The organism is Mesorhizobium sp. M1399, from assembly GCF_040317735.1.
GTDB lineage: Bacteria > Pseudomonadota > Alphaproteobacteria > Rhizobiales > Rhizobiaceae > Mesorhizobium.
Genome location: NZ_JAMYKZ010000017.1, coordinates 49,849 through 75,409, shown reverse-complemented (window position 1 = coordinate 75,409; position 25,561 = coordinate 49,849). Strand labels below are relative to the sequence as shown.

Here is a 25,561-nt window from a genome sequence, read left to right as displayed (position 1 = left end):
CGATAGCGCGTGTCAGCGCGACGAGCAGTGGCCGCGCTCGTTGTCCTTGGCGGTGCGCTCGATGCTGGTGGCAACCAGCCAAGGCAGGGTGTATCGCTTGCCGTTGAAGGTCCGGGTGCGGTTCTCGATCGAGCCGACAACAACGACCTTGCCGGCATAGAGCTTGTCCGAAAGATCGAGGCCCTTGTCTTGCTGCGGCAGGCGATCGATGTCGATCGAAACGCCTTTGACGAACTTGCCGGTGTCGAGGTCGAGCGCGCTGTTCGATGGACAGGGTGCCATCACGCAGCGCAAGTCGTTGTCGCAGAACACGTAGCTGCCCTGTCCGTTGGCCAAGGCATGCGCCGCCGCCATGCAGACACTGGCGGTCAGCAGGAATTTTGTGGTGTTTCCCATACCGGCAACGTCGCTGGCGAATTCGGGAAAATTGAGGCGTAGCCTTTGCTTAGAAATCGGCAGGGAACCGCCGCCGGTAGTGCTCGACCACTTCGGGATTGCGCAGATTGACCGGCAATCTGTTGGCCAGCACCAGCAAGGCTTCGCCAGCCGCGCCGACGCCCATGCGCATCATCGACTGTTCGGTGATCCCGGCCATGTGCGGGGTGACGATGACGTTGTCGAAGCCGAAGTAGGGATGGTTGGGCGGCAGCGGTTGTGTCGCAAAAACGTCGAGCGCGGCGCCGCCGATGCGGCCCTTCTGCAAGGCCTCGATCAGCGCGTCGTCGTCGATCACCGGCCCGCGCGAAACATTGATTAGCAGCGCATCCGGCTTCATCCGGTCAATACGTTCCCGGCTAATCAGCCCCCGCGTTTCGGGCGTCAGCGGGCAGCACAGAACGATGATGTCGCTCTGCTCGATGAGCGCATCGATCGACAAGAAGCCGACGCTGTCCGGCGCCGGCTGCATGCTGCGCGTCGTTGCCACCACATTCAGATCGAAACCATGGGCGGCGATGTGGCCGACCGCCTGGCCGATTGCGCCGAGGCCGACAATGCCGATCGTCTTGCCGGCAAGCTCATTAGCCACGACGGTGTGTTCGCGGCCGGCCAGCCAGCCCTTCGCCCGCAAGTCGCGGTCCAACACACGAAAGCGCCGAAGCAGCGCCAGTGCCGCGAACATCACATATTCGGCGACCGAGCGCGCGTTCACTCCCGGAACGTTCGCCACCAGCACGCCCGCCGCGTTGGCCGCTTCCATCGGTACCATGTCGAGCCCGGCGCCGTGGCGGATCGCGGCCCTGAGCTTGGTCGCGCCTTCGAAAAGCGCCGCAGGCAAAGGAGCGCGAACGATGATGACATCGGCGTCCCTTGCCTCGGCGGCCAGCGTGGCCGCGTCGAGAGCGGAGGCAACGACGAGTTCGCCGGCCCCTGTCAGCATGGAAGAGGCACGGGGGTGCAGTCTGTGTGTCGACAGGATCTTGGGCATTTCAGGCCTTTTCGAGCGCTGGGCTTTGCGGTTCCGCCTCACGCCCCTCGATCAGCCCCTTCCAATAGCTTTCGGCGCCTTGCAGATGAGCGCTCATCAGCGCCTGGGCGAGGTTGCCGTCGCGGCGCAGCAGCGCCTCGTAGATCTGGATGTGCTCGGCATGCGAGCGCACGCTGCGTTCGGGATCGTTGAAATAGATCGGCAGGCGCATCTCGCCCATCATGTAGTAGACGCTGCAGACATTGTGGAACACACTGTTCTTGGTCGCCCGCACGATCTCGAGGTGGAACTCGCGGTCTTCCCTGGCAAGGCCTTCGCCGGCCGCTATGCGATCCTCTGAGGCCTTCAGGATCTCGCGCAGCCGCTCGAAATTCTCCTCGGTGGCGCGGGAACAGGCAAGTTCGGCGGCCTTGATCTCGTGGATCTTCCGCAACTCGACCGTCTCGTAGATCTGGACAGGATCGAGCGGCAGGCCGGCGCGGGCGAACAGCGCCATAGCCTCGACGCTCGCCTGCTTTGTATCGATGTAGATGCCGGACTTCGCCCGTCGTTCGACGATGCGCATGGCCTCGAGAATGGCCAGCGCCTCGCGGATCTGACCGCGGCTGACGCTGAAATGCTCTGCCAGTTCGCGCTCCGACGGCGTGCGGCCCGTCTCCTTGTCCGAATGGGAGAACAGGTAGGCGGCGAGTTCCGCGAGAAGGTTCTTTTCTTTCATGTCAGCCGTGTTGCGCGTGCGCCTCCAGGAACCGCTCCGAAATAGTGAATCCCAGCCCGGGTCTATCAGGGATCGCTACCATACCGTCCTTTGCTTCGACAGTCTCTTCGATCAGATCGTGGATCATCGGGTTGGCCCCGAGTGAATATTCGACGGTGAAGCTCGCCGGCGAAGCGGCGCAAACATGCAGCCCGGCAAAAAAGCAGGGCGCGCCCGCCCAAAGGTGCGGCGCAAAGCGCAGATTGAAGGCGCTGGCGATGGTTCCGATCTTCATCGCCTCGCTGATGCCGCCGCAAAAGGCCGGATCCGGCTGGAAGATATCGGCGGATTTGAGTACGGCGAGATCGCGGAAGGCGTAGCGCGTCGCCTCACTCTCGCCGGTGGCAATCGGGATCGAGCCGCAGGCGCGCACCTCAGCCATGCCGCGCTTGTCGTCGGCGATCACCGGCTCCTCGAACCAGGCGAGATCGAGGTCGCCGGCGAGATGGATGAAGCGCTTGGCTTCGGCCACCGTGTAGGTGCCGTGCGCGTCGACCATCAGGTCGATGTCGGGACCGAGCGCCTGTCTTGCAGCGCGGACGCGGGCGGCGGAGACGTGCGGGGCGCCGTCCATGGCGCCGACGCGCATCTTCAGCGCCTTGAAGCCGCCCTTGGCGACGTAGGATTGCAGCTGATCGCCGATGGCTTCCGCAGTGGCCCAGCCGCCGGAAGCATAGGCCGGCATGCGGTCCAGCTTGCGGCCGCCGAGCAGTCGCCAGACCGGAACGCCGAGTGATTTGCCGAGAATGTCCCACAATGCGATGTCGACGGCGCTGATAGCGGCGATGCTCATGCCGCGTCGCGCCAATTGCGGCATGGCGTGGCCGGCGCGGGCGGCGCTGTCGTGACGCGCGCCATTGTACAGCATCTCCCAGATGACGCCGATGTCGGCCGGGTCGAGGCCGACCAGCTGCGGCCCGACCTCATGGTTCAGCAAATGGACAAGGGCGCCGTAGCTGCCGGCGCTGCCGGCGGCGTTCTTGCCTTCGCCCCAGCCGACAAGCCCGTCGTCGGTTTCGATGCGCAGGATGGCGGCGTCGAACGTCGCCACCTGACCGAAGTCGCTGCGGTGCTGCTTCGCGGCTTCGATCGGTATGCGAACCCACCAGGCTTGGACCGTCTTGATGCGCATGTTCATCCTCGGCCCGGCCGCTGCGAGGCGGAAGGGCTTTTTCCAAACGGCTTGGCTACTTGATCAGCGGCAGCAGCGTTTCCGCATTGATGCGCATCTGGTCAGTGTAGAATTTTTCCGTGAGCACGCTGGAGCCGTGGTCCTGAATGAATTTCAGCTGCTCTGGCGAGATGTCGACCGGATTGCGTTCGACCATGTCGGGATAGGGGGCTGCCGGCGTGCGGTCGACTGGGGCGACGAATTCATTGGTCAGCGCGCCGTCATAGCCGATCTCCTTCAGCGTGCCGACAATCTTCGGCCAGTCGATCTGCCCGAGGCCGGCAGCGAAGCGGTTGTTGTCGGCGACATGGAAGTCGTACAGGCGCTTGCCGACCTGCCGGATGGCGTCATAGACGTTAAATTCTTCCATGTGGATGTGGTAGGCGTCGAGGCAGACGCCGCATTCGGGGCTGACCGCATCGGCAAGGGCCAGTGCCTGGGCGCCGCGGTTGAACAGGTAGGTTTCGAAGCGGTTGAGCGGCTCGACCGCGATCTTGACGCCGACCTTCTTGGCGTGGGTGAAGCATTCCCGGGTGGCGTCGACCACCCATTTCCATTCCTCTTCCTCGGTGCCGTCCGGCACGACCTTGCCGACGGTGGCGGGAACCAGCGTGATGATCTCGCCGTCGAGCTCGCTGACCATGGTCAGCACGTCCTTGACATATTGCACCGAGCGCTCGCGCTGGCCCTGGTCCTTGGCGGCGAGATTGCGCTCGCCCAGCATCAGCGTCACCGCTCCCCAGCAACGGATGCCGTACTCGTTCAGCAGCGCGCGTGTTTCCTTGGTCTTGTACTGTTCGGGTTCGCCGGAAATCTCGATCGACTCATAGCCGAATTTCTTGATGCGCTTGAGCGTCGTTTCCAGCGGCTCCGCCCGCATCCAATTGTGCGTCGAAAGATGCATGGTCTATCCTTCCCAGAATCGCCTGTACCAGTTCGCCTGCGACGCACTCTGCCGAAGTGCGCTGCATGATTCCTCCCCAAGGCCTCCCAGCATTTTTTTGGCAAACTGGTTCGACCAATTGGGCTTGATGGGAGGTCTACAGTAATTTCATCTGGACGGCAAGAAGTGCTACCATCAAGCGCCGTCACTTGCTTACAGCATTGATTACGTTGAATTATGTTGGGCAGCTCGGCATGGTTGCAGGACTGCGGCCGCGCGTCAAATGGCTTGACCAGATTTCGGCATTTGGTAATACCAGAATAGCGGCGCCGAGCGCGCTGTGCAAAGAGACCAAAGAGGCTGGCCCTGTTTTCAATCGGCGCTATGCTTGGTCGCGAAACATAGGGAGATGCCGATGCCGACGACGATGAAGGGGCCTGGTCTGTTCCTGGCGCAGTTTGCGGGCGACGCCGCTCCGTTCAACTCGCTGGCCTCGATCACCAAATGGGCGGCCGGTCTGGGCTACAAGGGCGTGCAGATCCCGACATGGGACGCCCGGCTGTTCGATCTCGAGAAGGCAGCGTCGTCGAAGGCCTATTGCGACGAGGTGAAGGGCATCTGCGCCGATGCCGGCGTCGAGATCACTGAACTGTCGACGCATCTGCAGGGTCAGCTGGTGGCGGTGCATCCGGCCTACGACGCACAATTCGACGGCTTCGCTCCACCTGCGGTGCACAACAATCCAAAAGCCAGGCAGCAATGGGCGGTCGAGCAGATGAAGTTCGGCGCCAAGGCGTCGAAGAATCTCGGGCTCAAGGCGTCGGTGTCGTTTTGCGGGGCGTTGGCCTTCCCTTACCTCTACCCGTGGCCGCAGCGGCCGGCGGGATTGATCGAGGAAGCATTTGCCGAACTCGGCAAGCGCTGGAAGCCGATCCTCGACGTCTATGACGAGAACGGCGCCGATGTCGGCTACGAAATCCATCCGGGCGAGGACGTGTTCGACGGCGCGACATTCGAGATGTTCCTCGATGCGGTCGGCGGCCACAAGCGCTGCAACATCAACTACGACCCGTCGCACTTCCTGCTGCAGCAGCTCGATTATCTCGAATTCATCGACATCTACCACGAGCGGATCAAGGCGTTCCACGTCAAGGATGCCGAGTTCAATCCGACCGGGCGGCAAGGCGTCTATTCGGGCTACCAGAGCTGGACCAACCGTGCCGGGCGGTTCCGCTCGCTCGGCGACGGACAGGTGGATTTCGGCGGCATCTTCTCCAAGCTTACCCAATACAACTATGATTCATGGGCGGTGCTGGAATGGGAATGCTGCCTGAAGCACCCGGAGGATGGTGCTGCCGAGGGCGCTCCCTTCATCCAGCATCATATCATCAGGGTTACGGAAAAGGCATTCGACGATTTCGCCGGCGGCACGACCGACAAAAAGGTGCTGCGCGGGATGATGGGGATCTAACACAGCTTTCCCTCCCCCTTGAGGGGAGGGTCGATCCGCGCAGCGGATCGGGGTGGGGTCGCTGGGTTGAGCTCGGCATTGACCGACCCTCCCGGCCCTTCGGGCCACCCTCCCTCAAGGGGAGGGGTATCTCAGACAACGAGGGAGAAAATCATGGTCGGCGCATCGAAGGCGGAAACCGGGGGCGGTCCGATCCGCTACGGCATGGTTGGCGGCGGACAAGGCGCCTTTATCGGCGCGGTGCACCGCATCGCGGCGCGCATGGACAACGAGTTCGTGCTGGTCGCCGGCGCGCTGTCATCGAATCCGGAGCGCGCCAAGGCCTCGGCGGCCGAGCTTGGGCTCGATCCGGCACGCAGCTACGGCTCCTATGCCGAGATGGCCAAGGCGGAGGCCAAGCGGCCGGACGGCATCGAGGTGGTCGCCATCGTCACGCCGAACAATGTGCACGTGCCGGCTGCCAAGGCTTTTCTCGAGGCCGGCATCCACGTCATCTGCGACAAGCCGCTGGCGACGACGCTGGCCGAGGCAAAGAAGCTGGCGGCGCTGGTCGAAAAGACCGGCAAAGTGTTCGTGCTGACGCATAACTACACCGCCTATCCGATGGTGCGGCAGGCACGCGAGATGGTGGCCAAGGGGCAGCTCGGCGATATCCGCATCGTGCAGTTGGAATATCCGCAGGACTGGCTGACCGAGGACCTGGCCGCCACCGGCCAGAAGCAGGCTGCGTGGCGCTCAGACCCCAAGCAGGCGGGTGCGGGCGGTGCGCTGGGTGATATCGGCACCCATGCCTATAACCTTGCCCGTTTCGTCTCCGGGCTGGAGCTCGATTCGTTGTCGGCCGATCTCGATGCCTTCGTGCCGGGGAGGCTGCTCGACGACAACATCAATGTGCTGCTGCGCTTCAAGCCGGTCGGCGGGTCGCACCCGGCCAAGGGCATGGTCTGGGCCAGCCAGGTGGCGCCCGGCCACGAGAACGGGCTGAAATTGCGTATCTACGGCTCGAAGGGCGGGCTCGAATGGGTGCAGGCCGACCCGAACTATCTCTGGTACACGCCGTTCGGCGAGCCGAAGCAGTTGATTACCCGAAATGGCGCCGGCGCGCTCCCCGTCGCGGGGCGCGTCAGCCGCGTCCCGCCAGGGCATCCGGAAGGCTATCTCGAAGGTTTCGCCAACATCTACCAGGAAGCCGCGCGGGCTATTCGTGCGGCGCGCCGGACGGGCGGCAAGCCGGCTAAGGATGTCGTCTTCCCAACCGTGCAAGACGGCGTCGAAGGCATGGCCTTCATCGAAGCCTGCGTGAAGTCGTCTAAGAAGAATGGGGCGTGGACGAAGCTTTGAAGGGGTGGTGATATTCAGGTGAGGCCGGCCTGCAAATGGCAGTTTTCCTGCGCTTCCGGTGCTCACGTACCAAAAGTACGCTCCGCTCCGGTTCTCGGAACCTACCATTTTCGGCTCGGCCTGACCTGAATCTACCACTCCTCGGGCGCGATCGAGCGAATGAAGGGAGGGGCGTCGATGAAGATCGGCATGTGCATGCTGTTGTGGACGACGGCCGTGTCGAAAAAACACGAGCCGCTGTTGAGAGACATCAAGACGACCGGCTTCGACGGCGTCGAAATACCGGTCTTCTCCGGCGCGCCGGACGGCTACAAGAAGCTCGGTGATCTGCTCGACCGAATCGGGCTGCAACGCACCGCCGTCTCGGCCATGGGCGATCCGGCGATGAACCTGATCTCGCCGGATGCCTCGACGCGCAAGGCCGGTATCGACTACATGAAATGGGCGATCGACTGCGCGCAGGCGCTTGGCGCAGACACGTTGAGCGGCCCGTTGCATTCGACGCTCGGGGCCTTCTCGGGCAGCGGGCCGACGGCGGCCGAGAAAAAACGTTCGATCGCTTCGCAACGCGCTATTGGCGACCATGCCGGCAACAAGAGCGTCACCATCGGGCTGGAGGCGCTCAACCGCTTCGAATGCTATCTGCTCAACACGATGGACGATTTGTCGGAGCATATCGACGCGATCGACCGGCCGCACATCAAGGCGATGTACGACACCTTCCATGCCAACATCGAAGAGGCCGACCCGATCGGCGCCTATACACGCAACCGCAAGAACGTCGTCCATATCCACATTTCGGAGAACGACCGCGGCGTGCCGGGCCGCGGTCACATCCCCTGGAAGGAGACTTTCTCCGCCATCCGCGAGAGCGACTATGACGATTGGCTGACGATCGAGGCGTTCGGCCGCTCGCTGAAGGATTTGGCCGCGGCCACCAAGGTGTGGCGCGACTTTTCCGAAGGCCCGGAAGCTGTTTACCGCGACGGCTACAGGCACATCAGGAGCGGCTGGAAGAAGGCGGCCTAACTGCCGCCGGCGCAACGCGGCCGTCACCCCTGGCCGGCCTGGATCCTGTTGTAGTCGTGGATCGTCCTGCTCAAGCGGCGGCGCAGGAAATTGGAAATGTTGTCGAAGATGAAAACGACGAGCAGGACCAAGAGCACCATGTAGAAGACATTGGCCCAGTTGGAGTTGGTGCGCATCGCTTCCCAAAGCTTCAGGCCGATACCGCCGGCACCGACAGCGCCGATGATCGTTGCGCCCCTGGTGTTGGATTCCCACTGGTAGAGCGTCTGGCTGATGAAGACCGGAATCACTTCCGGCAGCACGCCATAGCGCTGCACCAGCAAGCCGTTGGCGCCGGTCGACTGGATGCCCTCGCGCGGCTTGTCGTCGATGTTCTCGAGGCCTTCCGAATAGACTTTGCCGAGCGTGCCGATCTCGGTGAAGAAGATCGCGGCGCTGCCGGCAAGCGGGCCCGGGCCGAAGGCGCGGGTGAAGAACAGCGCCCAGATCAGCATGTCGACCGAACGCATGAAATCGAAGAAGCGCTTGAGCACCTGACTGATCACGCCGCTCGGGGTGATGTTGCGGGCGGCAAAGAAGGCGAGCGGGAAGGCGACGATGCCGCCGAGCAAGGTGCCGAGAAATGCCATTACGATGGTCTGGAACAGCTTCGTCCAGACATCGCCATGCTGCCACTGGGCGTTGTACCAGATATTGTCGGCGGCCAGCGTGATGTTAGATGTGCCCGGCTTGAGCTGGGGTCCGGACATCAGCAACGAGACCACCTCGCCGGGCGACTTGCCGAAGAAGGGCGAGCGTGTGTCGAAGACGAAATTCGCCCAGCCGAGGAAGCGCTTACGGACTTTGACGCGATCGACGGTTATGCGGACCTCGCCGGCAAAGCCCATCCTGGCGACGATTTCGTCGTCGTGTGCGGTGATCCAGTCCGGCACCAGGCCGGATATCACCGGCTTGCCGCTGGCCAAGGACACCGGCACCGTCTGGCCATTGGCGACCAGCGTCGCCTCGGTCTTGTCGAAGGTAACCGATTTGGCCCGGCCGGCGATCAGAATGGTGTAGGAGCCGTTCGCATTGGTGATAACCCAGTCGGGATGAGGATCTTCGCCCAGCGCGGAAAAACGCGGGTATTTGGGCGTGATCTGAGGCTGATCGAGACGGAATTCCGGCTGCAGATCGTAGCTGATCCATTGCGTCAGAAAGAGCGGCAGGCGCTCCCAGTGGGATTCCCTCAGAACTTGCGGCAGGCTGAAGAACCACAAGGTGTAGACGAGGTAGAGCAGGATGCCGGCGAACAGGACCAGCGGGCCGAAGCGTTTGTACAGGGGCCGCCGGAACACATGGGGGAAGCGCTCCTCGATCGACTGCATCTCATCGGCGGTCATTGCGGCCATGCTCAGGCGCCCATCATGAAAGCCTGCTCGCCGACGAGCTTGCGGCGAAGCCAGGCAGAGAACTGATCGACGAGGAAGATGGTGGTGAACAACAGCAGCACCAGAGCCAGCGTCTTGGCGCCGAAGCCGCGCGAGATGGAGAGCTTCAGCTCCTCGCCGATGCCACCACCCCCGACCGCGCCGATGATGGTCGAGATGCGGACATTGATCTCGATCCTGAGCAGCGTGTAGGACGTGAAATTGGGCAGCACCTGCGGCAGGGCAGCGAAGCGCATGCGATCGAACCAGTTGGCGCCGACGGCGCGCAGGCCTTCTTCGGCGCGCATGTCGATGTTTTCGTTGATCTCGTAGAAGAGCTTGCCGAGGGCGCCGATCGAATGCAGGCCGATGGCGATGATGGCTGCGACCGGGCCGGTCGAGAGGATGGCTGCGAACAGGCCGGCAATGACGATCTCCGGGAAGGCGCGAAGCAGTTCCATGAAGCGCTTGACGACGAGCCTGAGCACCGGACTGGGCGTCAAGATGCGCGCCGCGATGAAGGAGAAGGGCACCGCAAAGACGAAGCCGATGAAAGTGGAAACCAGCGCCACGTTGAGCGTAGTGAGCATCAGCTCGAAATATTCGGGTAGATAAAAGCCGCGCCAGAGATAGACGCGGCCAAGCGGGAAGTTGAACTCCTGGCTGCCTTTGTCGTGCGGCGATGCGATGTCGAACAGCGCGCGCCAGACGTCATTCCAGTCCTTGGGAACAAGCCAGCTAAGGAAATCCAGTATGTGCGGCAGCCGATCGAAGAAATGTCCGGCATTGGCCTCGTCGGCGAACCACATGGCTGTGCACATGGCAACAAGCAGCAAGCCGATGCCGAGCGCGGTGTAGAACCGGCGCAAGGACGTCTGGCGTCGCCAGGTGTCGGCCGTCCGCCGGGTCGCGTCTGAACGGATCGTGGCTGAGATGGTCATGATCGGCATGCAAGAAGGGCGGCGCTGGTAAGGCCGCCCTTTTCAATTGCATTCACCCGCCGATCGCGGCTTTGCGGGCTTCGACGATGACGCTGTAGAAGTCCGGCTTCACTGGAACGTAGCCAGTGAAATCGCCGCCTTCGATGGCTTCGAAGCAAGGCTTGTCCTTGGCCGGCAAGCTGGTGAAGAAGTTGGCGAGCTTGGCGCTCATATCGCCGCCGAGCGCGGTGCGCACGACCAGCGGGCCATTCGGGATCAGGCCGGAGCGCCAGACTTCGACGAAGTCGTTGGGGTCGACGGCGCCCTTGGCGACTTCCTTGTGGAAGGTGCCGGACGTGTAACCGTTCTTGAAGTCGCCGATGCCCGAGGAGTCGTCAACCGCCACGTCGACCTTGCCGTCGCGGACGGCGAGAAGGTTGTTCTCGTGGCCGCCATTGAACTGGGTCGAGGCGAAGAAGGTTTCGTTCGAAGCGCCGGTGTCCTTCGGGATCTGGGTCAGCGGGATCAGATAGCCCGACGTCGAATCCGGGTCGGCATAACCGAGCTTCTTGCCCTTGGCCGATTTGATGTCGGTGATGCCGGACGACTTCAGCGCCAGGCCTATCGAATAATAACCGGTCGCACCGTCGGTCTGCTGGGTGGTGAGGATCGGGGTCACCGCGTTCGGATCCTTGAGGTAGACGCTGGCATAGCCCGACGCACCAAGCTCGGCGAAATCGAGCGTGCCGCCGAGCAGGCCCTGGATGACGCCGTCGTAGTCGGCGGCCGGGAACAGCGAGACCTTCTCGAAGCCGAATTCGGACGTCAGGTGATCGGCGAGGCACTGAAAATTGCGCAGCCGGTCCGCTTCATTTTCACCGCCAAGGATACCGATGCGGAATTCCTTGATATCCTGGGCGTGAGCGGCACTGGCCGCGATGGCGAGCAATGAAACCGCGCCAAAAACCATCTTCCTGAACATTGGGTCTCTCTCCTTTGATCCGGCCTCGCGCCGGTTGCGATCGAATTTTGACGAGTGCCTTTGACGCGGGCGGCGATCAGGCCGTTCTCAATAACCAGGAAACGCTGGCTCGAGCGGTCCGGCGGATGCAGCGATTTTCTGTTTGATGGCGACACTGGTCGAGGTGATGGCCTCGGAGATTTCGCCGCCATTGCTGTCGGCGCCATAGACCATGCGCACCGCCTCGCGATTGAGGTCTTCGGGCGGGCCGTCGAAGACGACCTTGCCGGCGGCCATGCCGATGATGCGGTTGCAATAGTTGCGCGCCGTATCCAGCGTATGCAGATTGGTGATGACGGTGATACCCTCGCGCAAATTGATATCCTGCAGCGAATCCATCACCACTTTGGCGTTGAGCGGATCGAGCGAGGCAATCGGCTCGTCGGCGAGCAACACCTTCGGCTGCTGCATCATGGCACGCGCGATCGCAACGCGCTGCTGCTGGCCGCCGGAAAGCGTGCCGGCGGGCTGCAGCGCGGTGCGGGCGATGTCCAGGCGCTCGAGGGCTGCAACCGCCTCGGCGCATTCGTTGCGGGAGAACATGCCGAACAGGTTGGACAGGGTCGAGCGGTGGTTGAGCCGGCCGAGCAGCACATTGGTCAGCACATCGAGGCGCGGCACCAGATTGAACTGCTGGAAGATCATGGCACAGTCGCGTTGCCAACGCCGGAGCGGCGAGCCGCGCAACCCGGAAACCTCGACGCCGTCGAACAGGATGGATCCCTGGCTGGGATCGATGAGGCGGTTGATCATGCGCAGAAGGGTCGATTTGCCGGCGCCGGAGCGGCCGATGACGCCGACCATCTGTCCTTGCGGGATCGAGATGTGAACATTGCTGACGGCGGTGTTCTTGCCGAACCGGCGGGTGACGCCGCGGATTTCGAGCGTAGCTGACATGGTGCAGGCTCCAGTCCAATCGCAATTGAAGGTCTGTTAATCCTCGCTAGCGCAGCTACGTGAACCTGCGGTGTCTGATTGATGTCAGTTTTGTTACCGCCCACAGCCTGGAGCGGGGCGGGATCAACTCGGCGCGAGAAGCTCGAATGGTGAATGGTGATAAGAAAGGCTTTCCTGAGCCTCGAAATTTATTCGCTGCCCGCCATTACCATTCACGATCCTTAGCCACCATACTTCTCCAGAAAAGCCTCCGCCGACAGCTCCCGGAAATCGTCGAGCGCGGCGCGCAGCCTTGCATGATCCCAATCCCACCAGGCGAGCGCCTGATAGCGCTCCGCGGTGCGGCGGTCGAAGCGCTCGCGGATCGGCTTGGCCGGTACGCCGCCGACGATGGTGTAGGGAGCGACGTCCTTCGATACCACTGCGCCGGCACCGACCGCCGCACCGTCGCCAACGGTGACGCCGGGCAGGACGGTCGAGCCATGGCCGAGCCAGGTGTCGTGGCCGATGGTGACGCGTTTGGCGCGGCGCTGAGCGAAGAATTCGCTCTCGTGCTCGGCGTCGTCCCAATAGTCGGAGGCGCGATAGGTGAAATGGTGCAGCGTCGGCCGCCAGGTCGGATGATTGGTGGCATTGATGCGGACGCTGGCGGCGATGTTGGCGAATTTGCCGATTGTCGCGCACCAGACGCTGCAGTCCTGCATCATGTAGGAATAGTCGCCGATCATGCTTTCCGAAACCCGGCTTCGGTCGGCGATCTCGGTCCAGCGGCCGAGCGTCGAGTTCTCGATCTCCGCCGTCTCGTGGACCAGCGGGGCCTCCGACAATTTCCTGGTCATGCGGCGATTTTCCCAGCGGCGAAGGCGGTCACGTCTATGATGCGATCGGCGACGGCTTCGCGCACGTCGTAATCGTGGAAGATGCCGAGCAAAGCGACGCCCGCCGCCTTCTTGGCGGCGATCAGGGAAATCACCACGTCCCGGTTCTTCGCATCAAGCGAAGCGGTCGGCTCGTCGAGCAGCAGGATCGGATGCTCGGTGATGAAGCCGCGCGCGATGTTGACGCGCTGCTGTTCGCCGCCGGAGAACGTCGCCGGCGGCAGCGCCCAGAGTTTTTCCGGCAGGTTCAATTGGGCCAGCAAGTCGCGTGCCTTGCCGCGCGCGGCTTCGCGCTCCTCGCCGCGCTCGACCAGCGGTTCGGCGACGACATCGAGCGCCGAGACGCGCGGCACGGTGCGCAGGAACTGGCTGACATAGCCGATCGTGAGCCGGCGCACGGCTAGCACGGTGCGCGGGCTGGCCGTGGCGAAATCGATGAGCCCGTCCTCGTGCTGGACGATGATCTGGCCTGCGTCGACGGCATAATTGCCGTAGAGCATTTTCAGGATCGAGCTCTTGCCGGCGCCGGACGGGCCGCCGAGCACGGAGCATTCGCCGGCCCTGATCGCGAAAGAGACGCCGGCGACGACAGGCAGTTTGATGCCGTCGCGCAGATGCATGGTGAAGCTCTTGGCGACATCGGAGACGACGAGCGGGGTTGCCATCAGAGGGTGCTCCATTCGCCAGTCGTTTGCGGGCCAACACCCCCCTCTGGCCTGCCGGCAATCTCCCCCTCAGGGGGGGAGATTGGCTGTCGCATTCGGTTTCGCCATTCTCCTGTGTCGCAGAACGGGCGGGACATAAAAGCTGCCGATCTCCCCCCTTGAGGGGGAGATGGTCGGCAGGCCAGAGGGGGGTACGCCGGAGCAATCATCGTCACACCTGCAGAATCGAGGAGACAAGCAACTGGGTGTAGGGCGCGCGCGGATCGTCGAGGACGCGGTCGGTGAGGCCGCTTTCGACGACGCGGCCGTCCTTCATCACCATCATGCGCTGCGACAGCAGCCTCGCCACCGCAAGATCATGGGTGACGACGATGGCCACGAGACCGAGGTCGGTCACCAGCCCGCGCAGCAGATCGAGCAGGCGCGCCTGCACTGAGACATCGAGGCCGCCGGTCGGCTCGTCCATGAACACCAGCCGCGGCCCGGTGACGAGGTTGCGGGCGATCTGCAGGCGCTGGCGCATGCCGCCGGAAAAGGCGCGCGGCTCGTCGTCGATGCGGTCTTCGTCGATCTCGACACGCGACAGCCAGTCGACGGCCGTCGCGCGGATTTTTCCATAGTGACGGTCGCCGACCGCCATCAGCCGTTCGCCGACATTGGCGCCGGCCGACACCGTCATGCGCAGCCCGTCGGCGGGGTTCTGATGGACAAAGCCCCAGTCGGTGCGCATCAGGAAGCGGCGCTCGGCCTCGCTCATGCGGTAAAGCTCACGGAACTGGCCGTCGCGCATGCGGTAGCTGGCGGTGCCGGAACTGGGCAGCAGCCGAGTCGACAGGCAGTTGAGCAAAGTCGTCTTGCCGGAACCGGATTCGCCAACCACCGCCAGCACCTCGCCCGGCCACAGGTCAAAGGTGACGTTCTCGCAGCCGACGCGCGCGCCGTAGAATTTGGACAGCGCCGAAACGCGCAGCAGCGGTGCGTCCGTCATTCAGCCGGCTCCATTTTTCCTGGGGCAAGATGGGTCTCGGGCGCGAGGTGGCCGCGATGGCCTTCGGCGCGCCGCTTCTCGCAATGATCGGTATCGGAGCAGACGAACATGTGGCCGCCATGGTCGTCGAGGATGACCTCGTCGAGATAGACGTTCTCGGCCGCGCACAGCGCGCAGGGCTGGTCGAAGGTCTGCACTTCGAAGGGATGATCCTCGAAGTCGAGGCTGACCACCTCGGTAAAGGGCGGCAGTGCATAGATGCGCTTTTCGCGGCCGGCGCCGAACAATTGCAAAGCCGGCGAACGATGCATCTTCGGATTATCGAATTTCGGCGTCGGCGAGGGGTCCATGACATAGCGGCCCTCGACCTTGACCGGGTAGGCGTAGGTGGTGGCGATGCGGCCGTGCTTGGCGATGTCCTCGTAGAGCTTCACATGCATGAGGCCGTATTCCTCCAGCGCATGCATTTTGCGCGTCTCGGTCTCGCGCGGCTCGAGGAAGCGCAGCGGCTCGGGGATCGGCACCTGATAGACCAGCACCTGACCGGCACTCAGCGGATATTCAGGGATGCGGTGGCGCGTCTGGATGATGGTCGCCTTGGCCGTCTCGGTGGTGACCGCGACATTGGCGACCTTCTTGAAGAAGGCGCGGATCGAGACGGCATTGGTGGTGTCGTCGGCGCCCTGGTCGATGACCTTGAGAACATCGTCCGGTCCGATGATCGACGCCGTGACCTGGACGCCGCCGGTGCCCCAGCCATAGGGCATCGGCATCTCGCGCGAGGCGAACGGCACCTGATAGCCGGGGATGGCGATGCCCTTGAGGATGGCGCGGCGGATCATCCGCTTGGTCTGCTCGTCGAGATAGGCGAAGTTGTAGGTGGCGATGTCGGTCGGTTGTCCGGTCATTCCGCGGCCTGCCTTTTCTCGTCGGCCTTGCCGGCGTTTTCGCGGGCGTCGTGCGCGGCGCGCATGCGGCGCACGAGGTCGAGTTCGGCCTGGAAATCAACATAGTGCGGCAGCTTCAGATGCTCGACGAAGCCGGTCGCCTGGACATTGTCGGAATGCGAGATGACGAACTCTTCGTCTTGCGCGGCGGCGACAACATCTTCGCCGAATTCGGTTGCACGAAGAGCGCGGTCGCATAGCGCCATGGCCATCCCCTTGCGCTCGCCCTGGCCGAAAACGAGGCCGTAGCCGCGGGTGAATTGCGGCGGCGCCTTGGCCGAGCCCTTGAACTGGTTGACCATCTGGCATTCGGTGACGCGGATGCTGCCGATCGGCACGGCAAAGGGCAGTTCCGGCACGTCCAGTTCCAGTTCGACCTCGCCGATGCGAACCTCGCCGACGAAAGGGTGGCTGCGCGCATAGCCGCGCTGGGTGGAGTAGCCGAGCGCCAGCAGAAAACCCTCGTCGCCGCGTGACAGCGCCTGCAGGCGGATGTCGCGCGCCATCGGGAATTCCAGCGGCTCGCGGGTGATGTCGCCGGGGACATGATCCCCAGGCATGTCGCCGTCGGGCTCGATCAGGCCTTCGCGGGCGAGGATCGCGGAGACGCGCGGCATCGCCTCCGCTTCGCCTGCACGCTGCTCCGGTTCGGCGACATCGCCGCCGGCGGCAAGCTCGGGATCGAGCAGGCGATGGGTGTAGTCGAAAGTCGGGCCGAGCAGCTGACCGCCGGGCAGGTCCTTGTAGGTCGCCGACACCCGCCGCTCGACCAGCATTGTGCCGGTGTCGATCGCCCTGGTGTAGCCGAAGCGCGGCAGCGTCGTGCGATAGGCGCGAACCAGGAAGATCGCCTCGATCATGTCGCCGCGCGCCTGGACGATGGCGAGTGCCGCCAATTCCCTGTCGTAGAGCGAACCTTCGCCCATCACGCGGTCGACGCCGAGCGCCAGCTGCTCAACGATCTGGTCGAGGCGAAGTGCGGGCACCGAGCGGTCGCCGCGCCGGCGGTCGGCGAGCAATTTGTGGGCGTTGCGGATGGCCGCTTCACCGCCTTTTACCGCGACATACATCCTACGCCTCCATCGTCTTAATGCGCGTCGTGCGCGGCAGGCAGGCAATTGCGTCGGACGTGGCGAGGATGATGTCGACACCCCGCGGAAAGCGCTGATTGTTCTGCTTCCATTGCTCGACGAAATGACGCGGCATTTGCGCCGGCGCGATCGTCGCCGTCTTCTCGATGCCCGGGCCTTCGAGCAGCAGCGGAGCGCCGGAGACGAGATCGCCGACCTCAAGGATCAGCGTCGTCGAACGATCGGGATAATCCTGGGTGCCTTGCGAAAACCCGTCGAGCGCCATCATCTCGGCCGGCGTGGCAATCAGCGCGAAATGCGCGTCGGCCGGGGTGTTGGCCAGCGGCGCGCCGGTATGGAAGCCAAGCCAGGATTTCACCGCCGCCGACCCCTGCAAAGCCGGGTCGAGCCAGAGCGGCGTGTCGTTGTCGCACAGCGCCAGAGCAATGGCACCGGCGGTGGCCGACAGCGGCACGGGGGGGTGGGCGAGGGCCGGCAAGGGCTGCACGCTGCCCGGCCGCGCCATCGCGTCCATCACAGCGCGGAATACGGTCTGCGCGTTGAATACCGGATCGGCGAAGCCGCCTTCGATCGATTGAGTGGCGAGGTCCATCAGTCTTCTCCGCGCACCATTGTGAAGAAATCGACCTTGGTCGCCGCCGTCTCGGCGCGGCGCTGGTCACGGGCCTTGGCCAGTGCCGCCTGCAAGGGCGCGACGAGCCTGGACTCGACCCCGTTGCGGTGGGCCGGGTCCTGCCACAGCGCATCGGCGATTGCTGCCAGCCTTGCCTTCTGCTTGTCGCGGCCGAGCGCATAGCAGTGGCCGACATGGCCGGACGCAAGCCGCACCGTGGCACGGGTGACCGTCGCCTCGCCGACATTGAACGGCGCGCCGCCGCCGCCGATGCGGCCGCGTACCGTAACTAGGCCGGTTTCGGGGCCACGCAGAAGTTCAGCTTCGGAAGGCAGGCCGGCTTCGTCCCAGAGGCGGACAATGTCGTCGCCGGACGATTGCGCCAGCGTCGCCATTACGGCCCTGCGCTCGGCCTGCTCTCGCGCTTCCCGTCCTCGCATGGCTGCTACTCCTCGTTTGCGTGCATTTGTCTATTGATATAGACAACTATACAAATTATATCTATTATCTAGCGTGTGTCTATGACGTGTACGTGACACGGGCCAAAAGGTCGGCGCAAAGATTGGGGCGGGAAATGATCGGGCAAGCCAACAGCATCGAGCGGCGCAGCGGTGTCGCGCTATGGCGGCAGATCGCCGACCAGATCCTGCATTCGATCGCCGTCGGCGATTTTCCCGAGAATGCCGCGCTGCCGCCTGAGGTGGCACTTGCCGAACGCTATGGTGTCAACCGCCATACGGTGCGCAGCGCTATCGCAGCGCTGGTGCAGGAGGGTGTGCTCAAGGCGGAGCAAGGGCGTGGCACCTTCGTGCTGTCGCGAAAGCGGCTGTCCTATCCGATCGGCGCCCGCACCCGCTTTTCCGAGGGATTGCAAGGACAGGCGTCAGAGCGGCATATCACCTTGCTCGCGTCGTCGGTCGAGCCAGCCAACCGTCGTGTCGCAGAGGGCTTAGGCCTTGTGCAGGGGGCCGACGTGATACGCCTGGAAACGCGGGGCGAAGCCGATGGGATGCCGGTGTCCCGCGCTGCCGGCTGGTTCGATGCCAGGCGCTTTGCCGGCATCGATGCTGCCATGGCAGAAACCGGTTCGATCACGGCATCGCTGGCACGTTTCGGCATCGACGACTATCTCCGGCAATCGACCGTGCTGTCGGCGCGCCATGCCGATGCCGCCGACCTTGCCGACCTCGACCTGCAGCCCGGCGCCATCGTGCTGGTGACGGTCGCCGTCAACGTCACGCCCGACGGTCAGCCGATCCAGTTTTCGGAGTCGCGCTTCCCGGCCGAGCGGATCGAACTCAGACTGTCGGCGCTTTGAGACGCGGCTATCGTTGTGTCATCCGACCTGGATGACCGCCTTGATCAGCCCGGATTTCTCATGTGCCCAGCGGGCGAGGTCGCGCAGCGTCTCGCCAAGCGTGGTGCGGTGGGTGACTAGCTTTGCCAGCGGCACCGCACCGTTGCGGATTGAAGCGGCGACATGGTCGAAATCGGCGCGCAGAGCGTTGCGGCTGCCGATCAGCATCATCTCGCGCTTGTGGAATTCGGGATCGGAAAAGGCGATGTCGTCCTTGACGACGCTGACCAGCACCAGCGTGCCGCCATGCGCGACATGGGCGAAGGCCGACTGCACCGACTGGGTGTTGCCGGTGGCGTCGAAGACCACGTCAAAACCATCGCCGTCGGTCGCCTGTCGCACCAGATCGGCGGCGGCTCCCCGCGAACCGTCGAGGGTCGCGAAGCCGAGTCCGCTTTCGGCAAAGCCAAGCCGTTCAGCGCTCATGTCGAGCAGCGTCACGTCGAGCCCGGCGATCCGGGCGAACAGCGCCGTGCCGAGGCCGATCGGGCCGGCGCCGATGACCAGGGTACGCGCGCCCGATTGAGCCAGCGAGCGCCGCACCGCATGCGCCCCGATCGCCAGGAATTCGACGGCGGCCGCATCGGCCAGCGACAGGCCGTTTGCCGGATAAAGATTTTGCGCCGGCACCAGGATCTGCTCGCACATGGCGCCGTCGCGATGGACGCCGAGCACCTCGATCCTGACGCAGCAATTCGGCTTGCCTTGCCGGCAGGCGATGCATTTGCCGCAGGCGAGATAGGGATTGACGATCACCGCTTCGCCTATTGCCAGATCGACGCCTTGGCCGGTCTCCAGCACGGTCCCCGAGACTTCATGGCCCATGATGCGGGGATAGGCGAGGAACGGGTGCTTGCCTTCAAAAATGTGATAATCGGTGCCGCAGATGCCGACATGACTGACCGCAACCAGCGCCCAGCCCGAGGGCGGCGCGCCAGGCGCCGGGCGATCTTCGAGGACAAGTTCGCCGGGCGAGCGGCAGACGACGGCTTTCATGCTTCAATCCAGTCGGTTCATGGCACCGCCGGCTCTGCTGTTGCGAGGCCGGCGGCTGTTAGGGGCGATCTATTTGCCGCGGCGGCGCAGCCCGTCGAAATAGACGATGACGATGATCAGCACGCCGGTGATGATGCGCTGCCAGAAGGCGTTGACGTTGAGCAGATTGGCGCCGTTGTTGATGGTGGCAAGGATGAAGGCGCCGAGCAGCGGCCCGTGCACGGAGCCGACAGCGCCGAACAGCGACGTGCCGCCGATCACCGAAGAAGCGATCGCCTGCAATTCCCAGCCCTCGGCCTGCGTCGGATTGCCGATGCCGATGCGGGACGCGAGCAGCACGCCGACGAAGGCCGCACACAGCCCCGACAATGTATAGGCCATGTAGATTGTGCGCTGGACGTTGACGCCCGACAGACGCGATGCCTCGGCGTTGGAGCCGACCGAGAACAGGTAGCGGCCCCAGCGGCTGTGGTGCAGGAAGATGTAGGCCGGAATGCCGACCAGGATCACCATCCAGAACAGATTGGGGACGCCGACGAAGGAACTGCGCGAGAACGTCTGGAAGGCGTCGTTGTTGATCGAGATCGAGTTGCCGTTGGTCATCAACAGGCCGATGCCACGCAGCGAGGTCAGCGTCGCCAGGGTGATGATGAAGGGTGGCAAGCCCATCTTGACGATGCCGAAGCCATGGAACATGCCAATGGCGACGCCGACCAGCAAGGTAATCAGGATGGCTAGGAAAACCGGTGTGCCGGCGTTGATCAGCATCGCGACGATGACGGTGGCGAAGCCGACAACGGCGCCGACGGAAAGGTCGATGCCGCCGGTGATGATGACGAAGGTCTGGCCGACCGCCAGGATGGCGATCATCGACCCTTGCCGCAACAGGTTCGAGATGTTGTTGGCCGAGGCGAAGCTCGGCGTCGCCACCGACAGGATGATCCACAAAAGAACCAGCAGTGCCAGCAGTGTCAGCCCGAACAGGGCGTTGTAGTTGCGTTTCGGCCTTTCGGCAGCGATCGCCTCGGTGCTCATATCCGTCCTCCCGGTCTTTCTTGTTTCTCGGCCAGCGCCTGGGTGAGGATCTCCTCGTGATCAGCGGTATGAAACCCATGCGTGGCCACCAGCTTGCCGCGCCGGAACACGTGCAGCGTGTCGGCGAGCTCATAGACCTCGGGCAGGTAGGACGAGATCAGAATGATGCCGGCGCCCTTGGATAACAGCGCGCCAAACAGGCGGTAGATCTCGGCCTTGGTGCCGACATCGACGCCGACGGTCGGCTCGTCGAAGATGAACAGCTTGGCGCCGTGCGCGAGCCATTTGCCGATGACGATCTTCTGCTGATTGCCGCCGGACAGGCTGGAGGCCAGCGCACTTCGCGTCGGCGTCTTGATGCGCAGGTCGGCGATCTGGCGATCGGCCTGGGCTTTTTCCTGCGCGCGGGAGATCAGCAGATTGCTTGAGATGCGCTTGTAGATCGGCAGATTGAGGTTGAGCCCGACCGGCAGGTTGAGGCAGAGGCCCTGGTCGCGGCGGCTTTCCGGGGCCAGCGCCATGCCGAGCCTGATCGCGTCATGTTCTGAATTGACCTTGACCTCCTTGCCCTCCCAGAGGATCTGGCCGGCCGCCTTGCGGTGGCGGCCATAGAGCGTGGTGACGAACTCGCTGCGGCCGGCGCCGATCAGCCCGTAGAGGCCGACGATCTCGCCGGCGCGGACGGACATCGAGACATTTTCGAAACCCTTGCCGGACAGGTTCCTGGTTTCTACAAGCATCGCGCCCGGGGTGAAATGCTCCTTGTGGTAGACCTGCTCGATCGAGCGGTTGATCATCATCTTGACCAGCTCGGCGTCATTGGTCTCGGCGATATTCCTGGTGCCGACCAGCGTGCCGTCGCGCAGCACCGAGACGCGGTCGGCGAGCTCGAACACTTCTTCCATGCGATGGCTGATGTAGATGATGGTGACGCCTTCGCCCTTCAGCCGGCGGATCAGCGTGAACAGCTGGTCGGCCTCCTTGCGGGTGAGGTAGGCGGTCGGTTCGTCGAAGATCAGGAATTTGGTGCCGCGCACGGTGGCGCGGGCGGCGGCGATCAACTGCTGCTGACCGATGGTCAGGTCACCCAGCTTGACATGCGCCGGCAGGTCGAAGCCGAGATCGTCGATGATCTTCTGCGCCTGCCTGACCATCGCCCGCTGCTGCAGGATACCGAAACGGGAATCCTCCTCGCCGAGGAACATGTTGGCGGCGACGGTGAGATGGCGGCACAGGACGACTTCCTGATGCACGGCATTGATGCCGAGCGCCATCGCCTCATGCGGCGTCGCCAATGCGGCAGGCTTGCCCTCCCAGATGACGTCGCCGGAGGTGCGCGGCATGACGCCGGTCAGAAGCTTGATCAGGGTGGATTTGCCGGCGCCGTTCTCGCCGACGATGGCGTGGATTTCGCCGGCCTTGAAGGCGAGGTCGACCGGCTTCAGCGCGTGAGTGCCGGGATAGCGCTTTTCCAGCCCGCGGAGTTCGAGGATGGTCCTGCCCGGTTCAAGCGTTGGAGCCGGATGGAGTTCCTGCGCCGTCGACATCATGACAATCCTCCCAGATTGGCCCCCAAAGATTGGCCTCGCGATTGGCACGAGTGGGATGTTTCCGGGGCGAAAAGGCCCCGGAAACAGTTCACAGCGGCGATGCTCAGTCGAGCTTCGGGTTGAGCAGCGCGTCGATCTTCGGATCCTTCATGTTGGCCTTGGTAACCAGGTTGGCGCCGGTGTCGACATTGGCTTCGACCTTCTCGCCCTTCGAGGCGGCAAGCGCCGTCTTGATGCCGTCATAGCCCATCCGGTACGGATCCTGGACGACGAGCGCCGAAATGACGCCGTCATTGAGGAACTTGATCAGCTTCTCGTCGCTGTCGAAGCCGACCAGCCCGACCTTGCCTGCGAGGCTGTTCTCGGCGATCGCCTGACCGACGCCCTGCGCCATGATCAGGTTGGAGGCGAAGATGCCCTTGAGGTTGGGGTTGGCGGTGATCAGGTCGGTGGCGATGTTGAGGCCGGTGGTGGCCTGGCCGTCGGCGTATTTGTCGGCGACCAGCTTGAGGCCGGGATATTTGGCGGCGAGCTGTTCCTTAAAACCCTGGGCGCGCTGTTCGAGCGAGCCGGCGCCCGGAAGCGCGGTGATCAGGGCGACGTCGCCCTCGACCTTGCCGCCATTGGCTTCGCCGATGGCTGCGGCAAGGCCGTCAGCGGCGACGCGGCCGCCCTGAATGTTGTCGGTGGTCAGGAACGAGGTGAAGGCCTTGGAGTCGGCACCGGAGTCGATACCGATGATCTTGACCTTGGTGGCGGCCTCGTCGATCGGCTTGCCGAGCGCCTTGGCTTCGGTCGGCGCGATGACGACGGCGGCCGGGTTGCCGGCGACGGCATTTTCGAGGATCGAGATCTGGCCGTTGACGTCGGTCTCGGCCTGGGCGCCGAGCTCCGGCACGTTGACGCCCAGGTCCTTGCCGGCCTTGCGGGCGCCGGCCAGAACGATCTGCCAGTAGAAGGACGTGGTGTCCTTGACGATGATCGGAATGGTCACGTCGGCCGCGGATGCCGGGCCCGAATGCATCACGCCGGCAAGCATCGAGGCGGCTGTGAGTGCCACGAAGGCGCGGCGATTGAGAATGCTGGTCACGAATTTCATTAGGAGTCCTCCCTAAGTCGCCCGGTGAATGTTATGGAAGCTCCATTCGGATGGCGCGGCCGAAACGGAACTTTATCAATAAAAAACATTTACCGCATTTTGATAATGCATCATCTTGGTAGGCGCAAGCGCTGTTTGATGCCTGCCTCGGATGGCTGGGCGGAAGAGTTTTTTCTGTCGGAACTCCGCTGCCAATCTCCTCCAATATGTCGCATGGAATATTAATTCCATCACTCAGTCAATATGGAATGTTCATTCTTTTTTCGGGGATGTACGAACTGCGACACCTGGCGATCACGTCAGGTGTTCGCGACTGTCGCGAGCGGTCCGGCTTAGAGCGTCGCGCCGAGGTGCCAAGGCACGAACTCGTTGTCGCCGTAGCCGAATTCCTCGCTCTTGGTCTTGCGGCCCGAAGCTGTCTCGACGATCAGTTCGAAGATCTCGCGGCCCATGCCGGCAATGGTCTTTTCGCCCGAGGCGATGACGCCGCAATTCACGTCCATGTCCTCTTCCATGGTGTGGTACATGGTCGAGTTGCTGGCGACCTTGATCGACGGCGTCGGCCGGCAGCCGAAGCAGGAGCCGCGGCCGGTGGTGAAGACGATGACGTTCGCGCCACCCGCCACCTGGCCGGTGGCCGAGACCGGGTCGTAGCCGGGCGTGTCCATGAACACCAGCCCGTGCCCGGTGACCTTTTCGGCATAGCCGAAGACGCCGTTGAGCGGCGTCTGGCCGCCCTTGGCGACCGCGCCGAGCGACTTTTCCAGGATGGTGGTCAGGCCGCCGCGCTTGTTGCCCGGCGAGGGATTGTTGTCGATGGATGCGCCATGCTTGGCGACATGGTCTTCCCACCATTTCACGTAGCCGTCGAGCTTGGCGGCGATCTCGGGAGTTGCGGCGCGATAGGCAAGCAGGTGCTCGGCGCCGTAGATCTCCGTCGTTTCGGAGAGGATGCCGACGCCGCCGACGCCGGCCAAAATGTCGACGGCCGCACCCAGCGCCGGGTTGGCAGTGATGCCGGACATGCCGTCGGAGCCGCCGCATTGCAGGCCGACGACGATCTCGCTGACCGGGATCGGCTCACGCTGAAGCTTGCCGACCTCTTCGGCGATCTCGGCCAGCACGACCAGCGCCTTCTCGACCGATTTGCGCGAGCCGCCGGCTTCCTGGATGTTGAAATGGCGTTTTCCCGCGGCGACGCCCTTCTGGCCATAGAGGGTGAGCTGGTTGACCTCGCAGCCGAGCCCGACCATCAGCACGCCGCCGAAATTCGGATGACGTGCATAGCCGGCCAGCGTACGGTGCAGCACCATCATGCCATCGCCGGTGGCGCTCATGCCGCAGCCCTGGCCGTGGACGATCGGGACGAAGCCGTCGATGCCGGGATATTGCGGCAGAAGCGTGCGGTTCGCCGCGTCGGCGATGGCATGGCAGACGGTGGCCGAGCAATTGACGCTGGCGAGAATGCCGATGAAGTTGCGCGTGCCGGCACGGCCGTCGGCACGGCGGTAGCCCATGAAGGCGCGGGCGCGGTCGGCCTCGGTCGCGTGCACGGCCTCGCTCGGCGGCACCACCGGCAAACGCCCGCTTTCGAAGACCAGATTGTGCGAATGGACATGCTCGCCGGGCGCGATATCCTGCGTGGCACGGCCGATTGCCTGGGCGTATTTGACCACGGCTTCGCCGGCGGCAATCGGCTTGATCGCCACCTTGTGGCCCGGCTCGATCAGCGCGGCGGCGGCGGCGCCGCCCGGCAGTACGGTGCCGATCTCGATGCGGCCATTGGCGACCGCGACATTGTCGGCGGGAGACAGAAGAATGCTGTTTGCGGCGTTCACGGGAGCTTCCTGGGTATGTTCCTGGGTGCGCGAGCGGATTGACACGCGGCTCTTAACATATAATGTCTTTTATCGTGAAAAAACATTTTTGCGTCAATTGTTTTTTCGCCAGAGCGCGACGCGTCTTTTGGATGCGCGACGTAGGCTCTACAACCAAAACTAGCGTTGCGCATGATGTT

Annotated in this window: 25 protein-coding genes; 4 read left to right on the top strand and 21 right to left on the bottom strand. The window is 63.5% G+C overall.

Annotation, left to right across the window (positions count from 1 at the left end):
- Nucleotides 1–12 precede the first annotated feature (12 nt).
- From NKH05_RS26065 to NKH05_RS26045, 5 genes are read right to left on the bottom strand one after another with little or no spacing between them, the layout of a single operon-like run.
- Nucleotides 13–396 (bottom strand): hypothetical protein, encoded by a 384-nt coding sequence (locus tag NKH05_RS26065; protein ID WP_353000470.1) that lies wholly within the window; start codon nucleotides 394–396, stop codon nucleotides 13–15.
- A gap of 49 nt (nucleotides 397–445) precedes the next feature.
- Nucleotides 446–1,426 carry a hydroxyacid dehydrogenase gene (locus NKH05_RS26060; protein WP_352483634.1) on the bottom strand — a complete coding sequence of 327 codons (981 nt, stop codon included), beginning with the start codon at nucleotides 1,424–1,426 and terminating at the stop codon, nucleotides 446–448.
- 1 nt (nucleotide 1,427) lies between these two features.
- Entirely contained in the window at nucleotides 1,428–2,144 is a 717-nt protein-coding gene (locus NKH05_RS26055) for a FadR/GntR family transcriptional regulator (RefSeq protein WP_352483633.1), read from the bottom strand.
- A 1-nt stretch (nucleotide 2,145) separates the two neighbouring features.
- Nucleotides 2,146–3,315 (bottom strand): mandelate racemase/muconate lactonizing enzyme family protein, encoded by a 1,170-nt coding sequence (locus NKH05_RS26050; RefSeq protein ID WP_352495521.1) that lies wholly within the window; start codon nucleotides 3,313–3,315, stop codon nucleotides 2,146–2,148.
- 55 nt (nucleotides 3,316–3,370) lie between these two features.
- Nucleotides 3,371–4,258, bottom strand: a complete 888-nt coding sequence (locus NKH05_RS26045; RefSeq protein WP_023721982.1) for a sugar phosphate isomerase/epimerase family protein — start codon at nucleotides 4,256–4,258, stop codon at nucleotides 3,371–3,373.
- A 394-nt stretch (nucleotides 4,259–4,652) separates the two neighbouring features.
- Here NKH05_RS26045 and NKH05_RS26040 point away from each other — a divergent pair, with 394 nt between their 5' ends.
- The 3 genes from NKH05_RS26040 to NKH05_RS26030 all read left to right on the top strand — a co-directional run bounded on the left by NKH05_RS26040 (nucleotide 4,653) and on the right by NKH05_RS26030 (nucleotide 8,078).
- Nucleotides 4,653–5,708, top strand: a complete 1,056-nt coding sequence (locus NKH05_RS26040; RefSeq protein ID WP_353026384.1) for a sugar phosphate isomerase/epimerase family protein — start codon at nucleotides 4,653–4,655, stop codon at nucleotides 5,706–5,708.
- Nucleotides 5,709–5,861: 153 nt separating this feature from the next.
- A complete protein-coding gene (locus NKH05_RS26035) occupies nucleotides 5,862–7,049 on the top strand; it encodes a Gfo/Idh/MocA family protein (protein WP_352495519.1) in 1,188 nt (395 codons plus the stop codon).
- Nucleotides 7,050–7,226: 177 nt separating this feature from the next.
- The gene (locus NKH05_RS26030) at nucleotides 7,227–8,078 is read left to right on the top strand and encodes a sugar phosphate isomerase/epimerase family protein (protein WP_352483631.1); all 852 of its coding nucleotides are present in this window, start codon (nucleotides 7,227–7,229) and stop codon (nucleotides 8,076–8,078) included.
- A 23-nt stretch (nucleotides 8,079–8,101) separates the two neighbouring features.
- Here NKH05_RS26030 and phnE (NKH05_RS26025) read toward each other — a convergent pair whose 3' ends face one another.
- The 11 genes from phnE (NKH05_RS26025) to phnG all read right to left on the bottom strand — a co-directional run bounded on the left by phnE (NKH05_RS26025) (nucleotide 8,102) and on the right by phnG (nucleotide 17,947).
- Complete coding sequence (phnE, locus tag NKH05_RS26025) at nucleotides 8,102–9,469, bottom strand: phosphonate ABC transporter, permease protein PhnE (RefSeq protein WP_352910441.1); 1,368 nt, start codon at nucleotides 9,467–9,469, stop codon at nucleotides 8,102–8,104.
- A 2-nt stretch (nucleotides 9,470–9,471) separates the two neighbouring features.
- Nucleotides 9,472–10,428, bottom strand: coding sequence for a phosphonate ABC transporter, permease protein PhnE (gene phnE, locus NKH05_RS26020; RefSeq protein WP_353026383.1), 957 nt, complete (start codon nucleotides 10,426–10,428; stop codon nucleotides 9,472–9,474).
- A 52-nt stretch (nucleotides 10,429–10,480) separates the two neighbouring features.
- Nucleotides 10,481–11,389, bottom strand: coding sequence for a phosphonate ABC transporter substrate-binding protein (gene phnD, locus NKH05_RS26015; protein WP_023721976.1), 909 nt, complete (start codon nucleotides 11,387–11,389; stop codon nucleotides 10,481–10,483).
- Between the two features lie 87 nt (nucleotides 11,390–11,476).
- The gene (gene phnC / locus NKH05_RS26010) at nucleotides 11,477–12,325 is read right to left on the bottom strand and encodes a phosphonate ABC transporter ATP-binding protein (RefSeq protein WP_023721975.1); all 849 of its coding nucleotides are present in this window, start codon (nucleotides 12,323–12,325) and stop codon (nucleotides 11,477–11,479) included.
- Nucleotides 12,326–12,546: 221 nt separating this feature from the next.
- The gene (locus NKH05_RS26005; protein ID WP_352483629.1) at nucleotides 12,547–13,164 is read right to left on the bottom strand and encodes a DapH/DapD/GlmU-related protein; all 618 of its coding nucleotides are present in this window, start codon (nucleotides 13,162–13,164) and stop codon (nucleotides 12,547–12,549) included.
- Nucleotides 13,161–13,868: a phosphonate C-P lyase system protein PhnL gene (gene phnL, locus NKH05_RS26000; protein ID WP_352856934.1), complete on the bottom strand. Its 708-nt coding sequence runs from the start codon at nucleotides 13,866–13,868 to the stop codon at nucleotides 13,161–13,163. Before phnL ends, NKH05_RS26005 begins: the two co-directional genes overlap by 4 nt.
- Nucleotides 13,869–14,079: 211 nt before the next feature.
- Nucleotides 14,080–14,856, bottom strand: coding sequence for a phosphonate C-P lyase system protein PhnK (phnK, locus tag NKH05_RS25995; RefSeq protein WP_352856932.1), 777 nt, complete (start codon nucleotides 14,854–14,856; stop codon nucleotides 14,080–14,082).
- A complete protein-coding gene (locus NKH05_RS25990) occupies nucleotides 14,853–15,764 on the bottom strand; it encodes an alpha-D-ribose 1-methylphosphonate 5-phosphate C-P-lyase PhnJ (protein ID WP_352549395.1) in 912 nt (303 codons plus the stop codon). Before NKH05_RS25990 ends, phnK begins: the two co-directional genes overlap by 4 nt.
- Nucleotides 15,761–16,873, bottom strand: coding sequence for a carbon-phosphorus lyase complex subunit (locus tag NKH05_RS25985; RefSeq protein ID WP_352856930.1), 1,113 nt, complete (start codon nucleotides 16,871–16,873; stop codon nucleotides 15,761–15,763). Before NKH05_RS25985 ends, NKH05_RS25990 begins: the two co-directional genes overlap by 4 nt.
- 1 nt (nucleotide 16,874) lies before the next feature.
- Nucleotides 16,875–17,486 (bottom strand): phosphonate C-P lyase system protein PhnH, encoded by a 612-nt coding sequence (gene phnH, locus NKH05_RS25980; RefSeq protein WP_352495514.1) that lies wholly within the window; start codon nucleotides 17,484–17,486, stop codon nucleotides 16,875–16,877.
- Nucleotides 17,486–17,947: a phosphonate C-P lyase system protein PhnG gene (gene phnG, locus NKH05_RS25975; protein WP_353026380.1), complete on the bottom strand. Its 462-nt coding sequence runs from the start codon at nucleotides 17,945–17,947 to the stop codon at nucleotides 17,486–17,488. Before phnG ends, phnH begins: the two co-directional genes overlap by 1 nt.
- 134 nt (nucleotides 17,948–18,081) lie before the next feature.
- Here phnG and phnF point away from each other — a divergent pair, with 134 nt between their 5' ends.
- Entirely contained in the window at nucleotides 18,082–18,825 is a 744-nt protein-coding gene (gene phnF / locus NKH05_RS25970; protein ID WP_352642646.1) for a phosphonate metabolism transcriptional regulator PhnF, read from the top strand.
- An 18-nt stretch (nucleotides 18,826–18,843) separates the two neighbouring features.
- On the opposite strand, the gene NKH05_RS25965 is transcribed toward phnF, so the two are convergent.
- The 5 genes from NKH05_RS25965 to NKH05_RS25945 form a co-directional block, all read right to left on the bottom strand.
- On the bottom strand, nucleotides 18,844–19,860 hold the full coding sequence (locus NKH05_RS25965; protein ID WP_352856926.1) for a zinc-binding alcohol dehydrogenase family protein: 1,017 nt from the start codon (nucleotides 19,858–19,860) through the stop codon (nucleotides 18,844–18,846).
- Nucleotides 19,861–19,929: 69 nt separating this feature from the next.
- Entirely contained in the window at nucleotides 19,930–20,895 is a 966-nt protein-coding gene (locus NKH05_RS25960) for an ABC transporter permease (protein WP_352483622.1), read from the bottom strand.
- Nucleotides 20,892–22,445: a sugar ABC transporter ATP-binding protein gene (locus tag NKH05_RS25955; RefSeq protein ID WP_023721964.1), complete on the bottom strand. Its 1,554-nt coding sequence runs from the start codon at nucleotides 22,443–22,445 to the stop codon at nucleotides 20,892–20,894. The genes NKH05_RS25960 and NKH05_RS25955 overlap by 4 nt, the downstream gene beginning before the upstream one ends.
- Before the next feature lie 103 nt (nucleotides 22,446–22,548).
- Nucleotides 22,549–23,544, bottom strand: coding sequence for an ABC transporter substrate-binding protein (locus NKH05_RS25950; protein WP_353026379.1), 996 nt, complete (start codon nucleotides 23,542–23,544; stop codon nucleotides 22,549–22,551).
- Nucleotides 23,545–23,876: 332 nt separating this feature from the next.
- Nucleotides 23,877–25,382, bottom strand: coding sequence for a UxaA family hydrolase (locus NKH05_RS25945; RefSeq protein WP_352789298.1), 1,506 nt, complete (start codon nucleotides 25,380–25,382; stop codon nucleotides 23,877–23,879).
- Between the last annotated feature and the right edge of the window lie 179 nt (nucleotides 25,383–25,561).

What these genes read in the sequence shown, in the direction of transcription:
- phnF (WP_352642646.1), top strand. Translation starts at nt 18,082, where the DNA reads ATGATCGGGCAAGCCAACAGCATCGAGCGGCGCAGCGGTGTCGCGCTA.
- NKH05_RS25985 (WP_352856930.1), bottom strand. Translation starts at nt 16,873, where the DNA reads ATGTATGTCGCGGTAAAAGGCGGTGAAGCGGCCATCCGCAACGCCCAC.
- phnH (WP_352495514.1), bottom strand. Translation starts at nt 17,486, where the DNA reads ATGGACCTCGCCACTCAATCGATCGAAGGCGGCTTCGCCGATCCGGTA.
- NKH05_RS25955 (WP_023721964.1), bottom strand. Translation starts at nt 22,445, where the DNA reads ATGATGTCGACGGCGCAGGAACTCCATCCGGCTCCAACGCTTGAACCG.
- NKH05_RS26040 (WP_353026384.1), top strand. Translation starts at nt 4,653, where the DNA reads ATGCCGACGACGATGAAGGGGCCTGGTCTGTTCCTGGCGCAGTTTGCG.
- phnE (WP_353026383.1), bottom strand. Translation starts at nt 10,428, where the DNA reads ATGACCATCTCAGCCACGATCCGTTCAGACGCGACCCGGCGGACGGCC.
- phnK (WP_352856932.1), bottom strand. Translation starts at nt 14,856, where the DNA reads ATGACGGACGCACCGCTGCTGCGCGTTTCGGCGCTGTCCAAATTCTAC.
- NKH05_RS26035 (WP_352495519.1), top strand. Translation starts at nt 5,862, where the DNA reads ATGGTCGGCGCATCGAAGGCGGAAACCGGGGGCGGTCCGATCCGCTAC.
- NKH05_RS26045 (WP_023721982.1), bottom strand. Translation starts at nt 4,258, where the DNA reads ATGCATCTTTCGACGCACAATTGGATGCGGGCGGAGCCGCTGGAAACG.
- NKH05_RS26030 (WP_352483631.1), top strand. Translation starts at nt 7,227, where the DNA reads ATGAAGATCGGCATGTGCATGCTGTTGTGGACGACGGCCGTGTCGAAA.
- phnL (WP_352856934.1), bottom strand. Translation starts at nt 13,868, where the DNA reads ATGGCAACCCCGCTCGTCGTCTCCGATGTCGCCAAGAGCTTCACCATG.
- NKH05_RS26005 (WP_352483629.1), bottom strand. Translation starts at nt 13,164, where the DNA reads ATGACCAGGAAATTGTCGGAGGCCCCGCTGGTCCACGAGACGGCGGAG.
- NKH05_RS25965 (WP_352856926.1), bottom strand. Translation starts at nt 19,860, where the DNA reads ATGAAAGCCGTCGTCTGCCGCTCGCCCGGCGAACTTGTCCTCGAAGAT.
- NKH05_RS26065 (WP_353000470.1), bottom strand. Translation starts at nt 396, where the DNA reads ATGGGAAACACCACAAAATTCCTGCTGACCGCCAGTGTCTGCATGGCG.
- phnD (WP_023721976.1), bottom strand. Translation starts at nt 11,389, where the DNA reads ATGTTCAGGAAGATGGTTTTTGGCGCGGTTTCATTGCTCGCCATCGCG.
- NKH05_RS25990 (WP_352549395.1), bottom strand. Translation starts at nt 15,764, where the DNA reads ATGACCGGACAACCGACCGACATCGCCACCTACAACTTCGCCTATCTC.
- phnG (WP_353026380.1), bottom strand. Translation starts at nt 17,947, where the DNA reads ATGCGAGGACGGGAAGCGCGAGAGCAGGCCGAGCGCAGGGCCGTAATG.
- NKH05_RS26055 (WP_352483633.1), bottom strand. Translation starts at nt 2,144, where the DNA reads ATGAAAGAAAAGAACCTTCTCGCGGAACTCGCCGCCTACCTGTTCTCC.
- phnE (WP_352910441.1), bottom strand. Translation starts at nt 9,469, where the DNA reads ATGGCCGCAATGACCGCCGATGAGATGCAGTCGATCGAGGAGCGCTTC.
- NKH05_RS26060 (WP_352483634.1), bottom strand. Translation starts at nt 1,426, where the DNA reads ATGCCCAAGATCCTGTCGACACACAGACTGCACCCCCGTGCCTCTTCC.
- NKH05_RS25960 (WP_352483622.1), bottom strand. Translation starts at nt 20,895, where the DNA reads ATGAGCACCGAGGCGATCGCTGCCGAAAGGCCGAAACGCAACTACAAC.
- phnC (WP_023721975.1), bottom strand. Translation starts at nt 12,325, where the DNA reads ATGTCAGCTACGCTCGAAATCCGCGGCGTCACCCGCCGGTTCGGCAAG.
- NKH05_RS26050 (WP_352495521.1), bottom strand. Translation starts at nt 3,315, where the DNA reads ATGCGCATCAAGACGGTCCAAGCCTGGTGGGTTCGCATACCGATCGAA.
- NKH05_RS25950 (WP_353026379.1), bottom strand. Translation starts at nt 23,544, where the DNA reads ATGAAATTCGTGACCAGCATTCTCAATCGCCGCGCCTTCGTGGCACTC.